7 protein-coding genes are annotated in these 12258 nt (G+C 69.0%); all 7 read left to right on the top strand.

Annotated features, from left to right (window positions below):
- Positions 1-214 precede the first annotated feature (214 nt).
- The 7 genes from dnaA (at position 215) to gyrA (ending at position 12255) form a co-directional block, all read left to right on the top strand.
- The gene (gene dnaA, locus EV567_RS12345) at positions 215-2224 is read left to right on the top strand and encodes a chromosomal replication initiator protein DnaA (protein ID WP_130439138.1); all 2010 of its coding nucleotides are present in this window, start codon (positions 215-217) and stop codon (positions 2222-2224) included.
- Positions 2225-3097: 873 nt separating this feature from the next.
- Positions 3098-4228, top strand: coding sequence for a DNA polymerase III subunit beta (gene dnaN, locus EV567_RS12335; RefSeq protein ID WP_130439136.1), 1131 nt, complete (start codon positions 3098-3100; stop codon positions 4226-4228).
- Between the two features lie 216 nt (positions 4229-4444).
- Positions 4445-5326 carry a phosphogluconate dehydrogenase (NAD(+)-dependent, decarboxylating) gene (gnd, locus tag EV567_RS12330; RefSeq protein WP_130439134.1) on the top strand — a complete coding sequence of 294 codons (882 nt, stop codon included), beginning with the start codon at positions 4445-4447 and terminating at the stop codon, positions 5324-5326.
- Positions 5327-5420: 94 nt separating this feature from the next.
- Positions 5421-6542 (top strand): DNA replication/repair protein RecF, encoded by a 1122-nt coding sequence (gene recF, locus EV567_RS12325; RefSeq protein ID WP_130439131.1) that lies wholly within the window; start codon positions 5421-5423, stop codon positions 6540-6542.
- Positions 6539-7075 carry a DUF721 domain-containing protein gene (locus EV567_RS12320; protein ID WP_130439129.1) on the top strand — a complete coding sequence of 179 codons (537 nt, stop codon included), beginning with the start codon at positions 6539-6541 and terminating at the stop codon, positions 7073-7075. The genes recF and EV567_RS12320 overlap by 4 nt, the downstream gene beginning before the upstream one ends.
- A gap of 482 nt (positions 7076-7557) precedes the next feature.
- Positions 7558-9618, top strand: coding sequence for a DNA topoisomerase (ATP-hydrolyzing) subunit B (gene gyrB / locus EV567_RS12315; RefSeq protein ID WP_207228759.1), 2061 nt, complete (start codon positions 7558-7560; stop codon positions 9616-9618).
- Between the two features lie 42 nt (positions 9619-9660).
- Positions 9661-12255 carry a DNA gyrase subunit A gene (gene gyrA / locus EV567_RS12310; protein ID WP_130439125.1) on the top strand — a complete coding sequence of 865 codons (2595 nt, stop codon included), beginning with the start codon at positions 9661-9663 and terminating at the stop codon, positions 12253-12255.
- Positions 12256-12258: the final 3 nt, after the last annotated feature.

Here is a 12258-nt window from a genome sequence, read left to right as displayed (position 1 = left end):
CTGGTTACGGTACGCGGGGCTACGCCATCCGGTCAAACCAGGGGCCACCGGGCGACACTGTCCACAGCCTGGGGACAACAACTTGAACCGTACCGGTCGCGCTGACTACCGTGGCTGGACTCCGATTCTTTCCCTGGACCCTGACCCCGTCCGCTGTGAATCCCGATCCGTCCCACCGTCACCCGTTCGTGGGACCTGCGAGAGAGCGTGCCCTGTGGCTGACGTACCTGCCGATCTTGCCGCAGTGTGGCCACGCGTACTGGAGCACCTCCTCAGCAACGGTCGAGGCCAGGGCGTCGAAACGAAGGACGAGCGCTGGATCCGGCGCTGCCAGCCGCTGGCACTGGTGGCCGACACCGCGCTGCTCGCCGTACCGAACGAGTTCGCGAAGACCGTGCTGGAAGGCCGGCTCGCCCCGATCGTCAGCGAGACGCTGAGCCGCGAGTGCGGCCGCCCCATCCGCATCGCGATCACCGTGGACGACTCCGTCGGCGAGCCCGCGGCGCCCGCCCCGGCATCGCGTTACGAAGAACCCGAGCGTCCGCCCGGCCAGTACGACAGCCCGTACGACAACCAGTACGACGGCTATGGCCGGCACCGCTCGGAGCAGGCCCCCGGCGGACACGGCGGCGCCGGCGGCCAGGGCGGTCCCGGCGAGCACTCCTCCCGGCAGGACCCGCTGCCCACCGCCCGCCCCGCGTACCCCTCGGAGTACCAGCGCCCCGAACCCGGCGCCTGGCCGCGGGCCACGCAGGACGACTACGGCTGGCAGCAGCAGCGCCTCGGCTTCCCCGAGAGAGACCCGTACGCGTCGCCGTCCCAGGACTCCTACGGTCCCTCCGGTCAGGACTCCTACGGCTCGTCGTCCGCCCAGGACGGCTACGGCGGCCCGGCGCAGGACGGGTACGGCTCGTCCCCCCAGGACTACCGCCCACAGAAGATGGAGCGACCGCCCTACGACGCGTCGCCCTACGACCAGAAGCGCCCGGAGTACGAGCCCACGCGCGCGGAGTACGAACCGCAGCGACCGGAGTACGACCAGCGCGACCCCACACGGCGTGAGCTGCCCGAGCCGTCCGGCGGCGTGGGGCATCCGCATCGCGGCGGTCCGATGGGCCCCGGCCAGCCCGGCGGAGGCGGGTCCGGCCCGTCGACGGCGCAGTCCGCGCCGGCCGGCGGTCCCGGTGAGCCGACCGCGCGGCTGAACCCCAAGTACCTCTTCGACACCTTCGTCATCGGTGCGTCCAACCGCTTCGCGCACGCGGCCGCGGTCGCCGTCGCCGAGGCCCCCGCCAAGGCGTACAACCCCCTCTTCATCTACGGGGAGTCGGGCCTCGGCAAGACCCACCTGCTGCACGCGATCGGGCACTACGCGCGCAGCCTCTACCCGGGCACGCGCGTGCGGTACGTGAGCTCCGAGGAGTTCACCAACGAGTTCATCAACTCCATCCGCGACGGCAAGGGCGACAGCTTCCGCAAGCGCTACCGCGAGATGGACATCCTGCTCGTCGACGACATCCAGTTCCTCGCGGACAAGGAGTCGACGCAGGAGGAGTTCTTCCACACCTTCAACACGCTCCACAACGCCAACAAGCAGATCGTGCTGTCCAGCGACCGGCCGCCCAAGCAGCTGGTCACGCTGGAGGACCGGCTGCGGAACCGTTTCGAGTGGGGCCTGATCACCGACGTGCAGCCGCCCGAGCTGGAGACGCGCATCGCGATCCTGCGCAAGAAGGCGGTGCAGGAGCAGCTCAACGCCCCGCCGGAGGTGCTGGAGTTCATCGCCTCGCGGATCTCGCGCAACATCCGCGAACTGGAGGGCGCGCTGATCAGGGTGACGGCGTTCGCGTCGCTCAACCGGCAGCCGGTGGACCTGGGGCTGACGGAGATCGTCCTGAAGGACCTCATGCCGGGCGGCGAGGACTCTGCGCCCGAGATCACCTCCACGGCCATCATGGGCGCCACGGCGGACTACTTCGGGCTGACCGTCGAGGACCTGTGCGGCAGCTCGCGGGGCCGTCAGCTGGTCACGGCGCGGCAGATCGCCATGTACCTGTGCCGCGAGCTGACCGACCTGTCGCTGCCGAAGATCGGCGCGCTGTTCGGCGGCCGCGACCACACCACGGTCATGCACGCGGACCGCAAGATCCGCAACCTGATGGCCGAGCGACGCTCCATCTACAACCAGGTGACCGAGCTGACCAACCGCATCAAGGCCGGCTGACCCAAGGGCCTGTCCGAGCCGCGAACGACCTTCCAGGGCGCCCCGGGGACCGATCCCCGGGGCGCCCTTCTTCGTGCTCGCGTCATCCGCTGTTCGATTACCAGCCGGGTTACGGCCTTCATCCACAGATTCGGCGACTTTTTCCCCTCCACAGCCTGGGGACTGCGGAGTTTTCCCCGATTGCGTCCACAGGCAGCCCTGTTGAGGGACCATCAGAGCAGGTCATGTGGCTGTGGATTCGTGGACGAAGGATTTCCACAGACTGTGGACAACGTGATGGTCCCCACCCTGTGGACGGACTTGTCCACCGACAACCCACAGACCTCGGCCGGTTTTCCCCAGCCGGGGGCGGCTTCTCCACATGGATCTCCACTGTTCGGCAACCTGCCGCGCCTGATCACTGCGTCGAGTGAAAGCCGTCACACGAAGCTGCCGAGGCGCCCTGTGGGAAAGACGGCGAAACCTGGGGACGCAGCTGGGGAGAACTCGGCCCTCCCTGTGCACGGTGTGTGCAGAACTTTTCTTTCTCCACAGACGGGCCCGGTTATCCACCGCCTCCGCCCACAGGGTCAGTGGATAAAATATCGCCCCTGAGCTGCGAAAACGGGGTTATCCACGGTTTCCACAGGCCCTACTACTACTCCCGACTAGAGAGAGCGAGGAATCCGTTTCGAAGGGGGTCCTGTGCACAACTCGCCCTTCGGCGCCCGGCTGCCCCTCGTCACGACTTGACCCCGAGCGGCACCTACTGTCAGTGCCGTGCGTCAGACTGGTCCCCGGTGGTCCTTCCCCTCTCGGGGGCCGACGACACCGAGACAGACGACGAAGGCCAGGCAGGGCGAGAAGCGCCGGCAACAGCAGGAGGCGGCAAGAGTGAAGATCCGGGTGGAACGCGACGTACTCGCGGAGGCCGTTGCCTGGGCGGCGCGCAGCCTCCCGGCCCGTCCGCCGGCGCCTGTCCTCGCCGGCCTGCTCCTGAAGGCCGACGACGGCGCGCTGAGCCTGTCCAGCTTCGACTACGAGGTCTCCGCACGGGTGTCCGTGGAGGCCGAGGTCGAGGAGGAGGGCACGGTCCTCGTGTCGGGCCGCCTGCTCGCCGACATCTGCCGCGCGCTGCCCAACCGTCCGGTGGAGATCTCCACAGACGGTGTACGGGCGACGGTGGTCTGCGGATCCTCGCGGTTCACCCTCCACACACTGCCTGTGGAGGAGTACCCGTCGCTGCCGCAGATGCCGAACGCCACGGGCACGGTCCCCGGCGAGGTCTTCGCCTCCGCGGCCGCCCAGGTCGCCATCGCCGCCGGCCGTGACGACACGCTGCCCGTCCTCACCGGTGTGCGCATCGAGATCGAGGGCGACACGGTGACGCTGGCCTCCACCGACCGCTACCGCTTCGCGGTCCGCGAGTTCCTGTGGAAGCCGGAGAACCCGGACGCCTCCGCGGTCGCCCTGGTGCCCGCCAAGACGCTCCTGGACACCGCCAAGGCCCTCACGAGCGGCGACAGCGTCACGCTGGCGCTGTCCGGCTCGGGCTCCGGCGAGGGTCTGATCGGCTTCGAGGGCGCGGGCCGGCGCACGACGACCCGCCTCCTGGAGGGCGACCTCCCGAAGTACCGCACGCTGTTCCCGACCGAGTTCAACTCCGTCGCCGTGATCGAGACCGCCCCCTTCGTGGAGGCCGTCAAGCGTGTGGCTCTGGTCGCCGAGCGCAACACCCCGGTGCGGCTCAGCTTCGAGCAGGGCGTGCTCATCCTCGAGGCCGGCTCCAGCGACGACGCACAGGCTGTGGAGAGGGTCGACGCCCAGCTGGAGGGCGACGACATCTCGATCGCGTTCAACCCGACCTTCCTGCTGGACGGTCTGAGCGCCATCGACTCGCCGGTGGCCCAGCTGTCGTTCACGACGTCCACGAAGCCCGCCCTGCTGAGCGGCAAGCCGGCGCTGGACGCCGAGGCGGACGACGCCTACAAGTACCTGATCATGCCGGTGCGGCTCAGCGGCTGAGCCGGGCCTTCGGCGGCCGGTTCTCGGGCCGGCGTCCTGGTCCGGCCCGGTTGTCCACAGTCGGTGGACAACCGGGTGGGCCTGTGGGGAGAAGTCGCAGGTGGGGGCGTTCGTCTGAGCGCGTATGCCCACAGCTGTGCACGACCGTCCGGGTTTAGGCTCGGACACGGGTACGAAGGTGCCCCACACGCCACACAGCGACCTAAGGAACAACTGATGGAGCTCGGTCTCGTCGGCCTCGGCAAGATGGGCGGCAACATGCGCGAGCGGATACGCCGCGCCGGCCACACCGTCATCGGATACGACCGGAACCCGGACCTCGCCGACGTCCACAGCCTCGAAGAACTCGTGGGCAAGCTCGAGGGCCCGCGCGTCGTGTGGGTGATGGTCCCGGCCGGCGCCGCCACCCAGTCGACGATCGACGAACTCGCCGAGCTGCTGGAGCCGGGCGACGTCGTCGTGGACGGCGGCAACTCCCGCTGGACGGACGACGAGAAGCACGCCGAGGAGCTGGCCGCCAAGGGCATCGGCTTCGTCGACTGCGGCGTCTCCGGCGGCGTCTGGGGCCTGGAGAACGGCTACGCCCTGATGTACGGCGGCGACGCGGAGAACGTCGCCAAGGTGCAGCCGGTCTTCGACGCCCTGAAGCCGGAGGGCGACTTCGGCTCGGTGCACGCCGGCAAGGTCGGCGCCGGCCACTTCGCCAAGATGGTCCACAACGGCATCGAGTACGCGATGATGCAGGCCTACGCCGAGGGCTGGGAGCTGCTGGAGAAGGTCGACTCGGTCACCGACGTGCGCGAGGTCTTCCGTTCCTGGCAGGAGGGCACGGTCATCCGTTCCTGGCTGCTGGACCTGGCGGTCAACGCCCTCGACGAGGACGAGCACCTGGACAAGCTGCGCGGTTACGCGCAGGACTCCGGCGAGGGCCGCTGGACCGTGGAGGCCGCCATCGACAACGCGGTGCCGCTCCCGGCCATCACCGCGTCCCTGTTCGCGCGGTTCGCCTCCCGCCAGGACGACTCCCCGCAGATGAAGATGATCGCCGCGCTGCGCAACCAGTTCGGCGGCCACGCCGTGGAGTCGGCGAAGAAGTAGCCCCGGGCCGCGGGAGCCCGGGCAGTACGACGGACGGAACGCTCCACAGGGCCGTGTGAGCGGTCCACAACGCCGCGGGAGGTCGGCGAACGACATGCACGTCACGCACCTGTCGCTGGCCGACTTCCGCTCCTATCCCCGGGCCGAGGTCCCGCTCGACCCGGGGGTCACGGCCTTCGTCGGCCCCAACGGGCAGGGCAAGACGAACCTGGTCGAGGCGGTGGGCTACCTCGCCACCCTCGGCAGCCACCGCGTCTCCACGGACGCGCCCCTGGTCCGCATGGGCGCCGACCGCGCGGTCATCCGGGCGCAGGTCCGCCAGGGCGAGCGGCAGCAGCTGGTCGAGCTGGAGCTGAACCCGGGCAGGGCCAACCGCGCCCGCATCAACCGGTCCTCGCAGGTGAAGCCCCGAGACGTGCTGGGGATCGTCCGGACGGTGCTGTTCGCGCCGGAGGACCTCGCCCTGGTCAAGGGCGACCCCGGGGAGCGGCGGCGGTTCCTGGACGAGCTGGTCACCGCCCGCTCCCCGCGCATGGCGGGCGTGCGTTCCGACTACGAACGCGTGCTCAAGCAGCGCAACACCCTGCTGAAGTCGGCCGCGCTGGCCCGTCGGCACGGCGGGCGCTCGATGGATCTGTCCACGCTCGACGTCTGGGACCAGCATCTCGCGCGCGTGGGCGCAGAACTGCTCGCCCAGCGGCTCGACCTGGTCGCGGCGATCCAGCCGCTCGCCGACAAGGCGTACGAACAACTGGCCCCCGGCGGCGGGCCGGTCGCCCTGGAGTACAAGCCGTCGGCCCCCGGCGGGGCGCACACCCGCGAACACCTCTACGACCAGCTGATGGCCGCGCTCGCCGACGCCCGCAAGCAGGAGGTGGAGCGCGGCGTCACCCTGGTGGGACCCCACCGGGACGACCTGGTGCTCAAGCTCGGTCAGCTGCCCGCCAAGGGGTACGCCTCCCACGGCGAGTCCTGGTCCTACGCGCTCGCCCTGCGCCTGGCCTCCTACGATCTGCTGCGCGCCGAGGGCAACGAGCCGGTGCTGGTCCTCGACGACGTCTTCGCCGAGCTGGACGCCCGTCGTCGGGAGCGGCTGGCGGAACTGGTCGCTCCGGGCGAGCAGGTGCTGGTGACGGCCGCGGTCGACGACGACGTGCCGCATGTGCTCGCGGGAGCGCGGTACTCCGTGTCCGAGGGGACGGTGGAGCGCGTATGACCGCGGACGAGCCCGCGACGAAGAAGACGGCCGAGCCGTCCGGCGTCGACCTCGCGCGCGTGGCGTTGCGGGCGGCGCGGGAGCAGGCACGCGCGCGTGGGGAAGTGGCGCAGCAGAAGAAGCAGGCCCGGCGCGGGGGCGGGCTGCGGTCGGGTGCGCGTGCGGACGGCCGGGATCCCATGGCGCTCGGCGCCGCGATCAACCGGCTGCTCACCGAGCGGGGCTGGGAGGCGCCGGCCGCGGTGGGCGGGGTGATGGGCCGCTGGTCGCAGATCGTCGGCGAGGACGTCGCCAAGCACTGTGTGCCCGAGCGGTACGACGAGGACGAGCGCGTGCTGTTCGTGCGCTGCGACTCCACGGCCTGGGCGACCAACCTGCGGTTGCTCGCGCCGACGCTGGTGGCCCGTCTCAACGAGGACCTGGGGCACGGCAGGGTCAAGCTGATCAAGGTGCAGGGGCCCGGCGGTCCGGCACGCCGTTACGGCCCGCTGCGGGCCCCGGGCAGCACGGGTCCGGGCGACACCTACGGGTGATCTGCATCACGTGGTGGCGGTGGGAGCGGGCTGAGCCGAGTGCGGGGGCCGTCGAGGGGCGCGTGCGCGGACGGAGCTCCTTCACGGCCCTCCCTCCCCGTTCACAGGGGGCAATGGGCTCGAATCGCCCGTACACAGTGGCGAATACGGACCTGACTTCCCGATAGCCAAGGGTTGACACCTGGAAGCGCTGAGTGCCGCTGTGAGCCTCTTGGAGCCCCGCTCCGCATATGGGGACCCGGCCGAGACCGGTTGAGGGCGGCACATGGGTACACAGGTACCGGCAAACCCCCATCACTGTCAGCGCTACCGGTAGACTGGAAGCCAATCCCGCCCCAATCGTGGGGACCGCCCGGGAGAAGCTGAGCAACGCTGATCAAGGCTTACCGACGCAACATGCCGCAGCCGCTCCGGCGAACCGCCCCCTCAAGGGGAGGGGACCCCGAGGAGTTCGGCTCGTGCTGTGCCAGAAAGGGCGCTTCGTGGCCGATTCCGGCAACCCCAACGAGAACATCCCGTCCACCGACGCCGGCGTGAGCAGCGAGGTCACCGCCTCAGGCGGTGAGGTCACCGCCTCCTACGACGCCAGCGCCATCACCGTCCTCGAGGGTCTGGACGCGGTCCGCAAGCGACCCGGTATGTACATCGGCTCGACCGGTGAGCGCGGCCTGCACCACCTGGTGCAGGAGGTCGTCGACAACTCCGTCGACGAGGCGCTGGCGGGTCACGCGGACACCATCGACGTGACGATCCTCCCCGACGGCGGGGTGCGGGTCGTCGACAACGGCCGTGGCATCCCGGTCGGCATCGTCCCCTCCGAGGGCAAGCCGGCCGTCGAGGTCGTGCTCACCGTGCTGCACGCGGGCGGCAAGTTCGGCGGCGGCGGCTACGCGGTCTCCGGCGGTCTGCACGGCGTGGGCGTCTCCGTGGTGAACGCCCTGTCGACCAAGGTGGCCGTGGAGGTCAAGACCGACGGTCACCGCTGGACGCAGGACTACAAGCTCGGCGTCCCGACGGCCCCGCTGGCCAAGCACGAGGCCACCGAGGAGCACGGCACCTCGGTCACGTTCTGGGCCGACCCGGACATCTTCGAGACCACCGACTACTCCTTCGAGACGCTCTCGCGGCGCTTCCAGGAGATGGCGTTCCTCAACAAGGGCCTGAGGATCAGGCTCACCGACGAGCGCGAGTCGGCGAAGGCGACGTCCGGCGCGGACGAGGCGGGCGCGGACGAGAGGGCCGAGGTCAAGTCGGTCGACTACCACTACGAGGGCGGCATCGTCGACTTCGTGAAGTACCTCAACTCCCGCAAGGGAGACGTGGTGCACCCCTCGGTCATCGACCTCGAGGCGGAGGACAAGGACAAGCACCTGTCCCTCGAAGTCGCGATGCAGTGGAACAGCAGCTACACCGAGGGCGTCTACTCCTTCGCGAACATCATCCACACGCACGAGGGCGGTACGCACGAAGAGGGCTTCCGCTCGGCGCTGACCAACCTGATCAACAAGTACGCGCGTGACAAGAAGCTGCTGCGGGAAAAGGACGACAACCTCACGGGCGACGACATCCGCGAGGGTCTGACGGCCATCATCTCGGTCAAGCTGAGCGAGCCTCAGTTCGAGGGCCAGACGAAGACCAAGCTGGGCAACACGGAGGCCAAGACCTTCGTCCAGCGGGCCGTCTACGAGCACCTCACGGACTGGCTGGACCGCAACCCGGTCGAGGCGGCGGATATCATCCGCAAGGGCATCCAGGCGGCCACCGCGCGCGTGGCGGCCCGCAAGGCCCGCGACCTGACCCGTCGTAAGGGGCTGCTGGAGTCGGCGTCCCTGCCGGGCAAGCTCTCCGACTGCCAGTCGAACGACCCCGCCAAGTGCGAGATCTTCATCGTGGAGGGCGACTCGGCCGGCGGCTCGGCCAAGTCCGGCCGCAATCCGCAGTACCAGGCGATCCTTCCGATCCGCGGCAAGATCCTCAACGTCGAGAAGGCCAGGATCGACAAGATTCTGCAGAACCAGGAGATCCAGGCGCTGATCTCCGCCTTCGGCACCGGTGTGCACGAGGACTTCGACATCGAGAAGCTCCGCTATCACAAGATCATCCTCATGGCGGACGCCGACGTCGACGGCCAGCACATCAGCACCCTGCTGCTGACCTTCCTGTTCCGCTTCATGCGGCCGCTGGTCGAGGCCGGGCACGTGTACCTCTCGCGTCCCCCCCTGTACAAGATCAAGTGGGGTCGGGACGACGTCGAGTACGCCTACTCCGACCGTGAGCGCGACGCGCTGATCGAGATGGGGCGGCAGCGGGGCAAGCGCGTCCGCGAGGACTCCATCCAGCGCTTCAAGGGTCTGGGCGAGATGAACGCCGAAGAGCTGCGGGTGACGACCATGGACCAGGAGCACCGGGTCCTCGGCCAGGTCACCCTCGACGACGCCGCCCAGGCCGACGACCTGTTCTCGGTCCTGATGGGCGAGGACGTAGAGGCCCGCCGCGCGTTCATCCAGCGCAATGCCAAGGACGTCCGCTTCCTCGACATCTGAGTCGGTCTCAGCTGACCGCACAGGGAAGGATCTTCACCAGCAATGGCCGACGAGAACACTCCCGTCACCCCTGAACAGGGCGGCGAAGTAGCGATGCGTGTCGAGCCCGTCGGGCTCGAGACGGAGATGCAGCGTTCCTACCTCGACTACGCGATGTCCGTCATCGTCTCGCGTGCGCTGCCGGACGTCCGGGACGGGCTCAAGCCCGTCCACCGGCGCGTGCTCTACGCGATGTACGACGGCGGTTACCGCCCCGAGCGCGGCTTCTACAAGTGCGCCCGCGTGGTCGGCGACGTCATGGGCAACTACCACCCGCACGGTGACTCCTCGATCTACGACGCGCTGGTCCGCCTCGCGCAGCCGTGGTCGATGCGCATGCCGCTCGTCGACTCCAACGGCAACTTCGGCTCCCCGGGCAACGACCCGGCGGCGGCCATGCGGTACACCGAGTGCAAGATGGCGCCGCTGTCGATGGAGATGGTCCGTGACATCGACGAGGAGACCGTCGACTTCACGGACAACTACGACGGCCGCTCCCAGGAGCCGACCGTCCTGCCCGCCCGGTTCCCGAACCTGCTGATCAACGGCTCGGCGGGCATCGCGGTCGGCATGGCGACCAACATCCCCTCGCACAACCTGCGCGAGGTCGCGGCCGGCGCCCAGTGGTACCTGGAGAACCCGGAGGCTTCGCACGAGGAGCTCCTGGAGGCGCTGATCGAGCGCATCAAGGGCCCGGACTTCCCGACCGGCGCGCTGGTGGTGGGCCGCAAGGGCATCGAGGAGGCCTACCGCACGGGCCGCGGCTCGATCACCATGCGCGCGGTGGTCGAGGTCGAGGAGATCCAGAACCGCCAGTGCCTGGTGGTCACGGAGCTGCCCTACCAGGTCAACCCCGACAACCTGGCGCAGAAGATCGCCGACCTCGTCAAGGACGGCAAGATCGGCGGCATCGCGGACGTCCGCGACGAGACGTCCTCGCGCACCGGCCAGCGGCTGGTCATCGTCCTGAAGCGGGACGCGGTCGCCAAGGTCGTGCTGAACAACCTCTACAAGCACACCGACCTGCAGACCAACTTCGGCGCGAACATGCTGGCGCTGGTCGACGGCGTGCCGCGCACGCTCTCCCTGGACGCGTTCATCCGTCACTGGGTGGCGCACCAGATCGAGGTCATCGTCCGCCGTACGCGCTTCCGGCTGCGCAAGGCGGAGGAGCGCGCGCACATCCTGCGCGGCCTGCTGAAGGCCCTGGACGCCATCGACGAGGTCATCGCGCTGATCCGGCGCAGTGAGACCGTCGACGTGGCGCGCACGGGCCTGATGGGCCTCCTGGAGATCGACGAGATCCAGGCCAACGCCATCCTGGAGATGCAGCTGCGCCGACTGGCCGCCCTGGAGCGCCAGAAGATCGTCCAGGAGCACGACGAGCTCCAGGCGAAGATCAACGAGTACAACGAGATCCTGGGCTCGCCGGTCCGCCAGCGTGGCATCGTCAGCGAGGAACTGGCCGCGCTCGTCGAGAAGTACGGCGACGACCGCAAGACCAAGCTGGTGCCGTTCGAGGGTGACATGTCCATCGAGGACCTGATCGCCGAAGAGGACATCGTCGTCACCATCTCGCGGGGCGGCTACGTCAAGCGCACCAAGACGGACGACTACCGCTCGCAGAAGCGCGGCGGCAAGGGCGTGCGGGGCACGAAGCTCAAGGAAGACGACATCGTCGACCACTTCTTCGTCTCGACCACGCACCACTGGCTGCTGTTCTTCACCAACAAGGGGCGGGTGTACCGCGCCAAGGCCTACGAGCTGCCGGACGCCGGCCGGGACGCGCGCGGGCAGCACGTGGCGAACCTGCTGGCCTTCCAGCCGGACGAGGCGATCGCCGAGATCCTCGCGATCCGCGACTACGAGGCGGCGCCGTACCTGGTGCTCGCCACGAAGGCGGGCCTGGTCAAGAAGACACCTCTGAAGGATTACGATTCGCCCCGCTCCGGCGGTGTGATCGCGATCAATCTGCGCGAGCAGGAGGACGGTTCCGACGACGAACTGATCGGTGCCGAACTGGTCTCGGGCGACGACGATCTGCTTCTGATCAGCAAGAAGGCCCAGTCGATCAGGTTCACCGCGACGGACGACGCTCTGCGTCCCATGGGCCGCGCCACCTCGGGCGTCAAGGGCATGAGTTTCCGTGAGGGGGACGAGCTGCTCTCGATGAATGTTGTTCGACCCGGTACGTTCGTGTTCACTGCCACAGACGGCGGGTACGCGAAGCGCACCGCCGTCGACGAGTACCGCGTCCAGGGTCGCGGCGGCCTCGGCATCAAGGCCGCCAAGATCGTCGAGGACCGCGGTTCGCTGGTCGGCGCTCTGGTGGTCGAGGAGACGGACGAGATCCTCGCCATCACGCTGTCGGGCGGTGTGATTCGTACGCGAGTCAACGAGATCAGGGAGACGGGCCGTGACACCATGGGCGTCCAACTGATCAACCTGGGCAAGCGCGATGCCGTCGTGGGCATCGCACGTAACGCCGAGGCGGGGCGCGAGGCGGAGGAGGTCGACGGCGACATTGCCGTGGACGAGACCGTCGACGACGCCGCGACCACCGGCACGGACGAGGGTGAGGCGCCCTCGGCCGAGTAGCAC

Source organism: Streptomyces sp. BK239 (assembly GCF_004217285.1).
Classification (GTDB): domain Bacteria; phylum Actinomycetota; class Actinomycetes; order Streptomycetales; family Streptomycetaceae; genus Streptomyces.
Note: the sequence above shows the minus strand (reverse complement) of the source record. Positions and strands in the feature narration are given on the sequence as shown.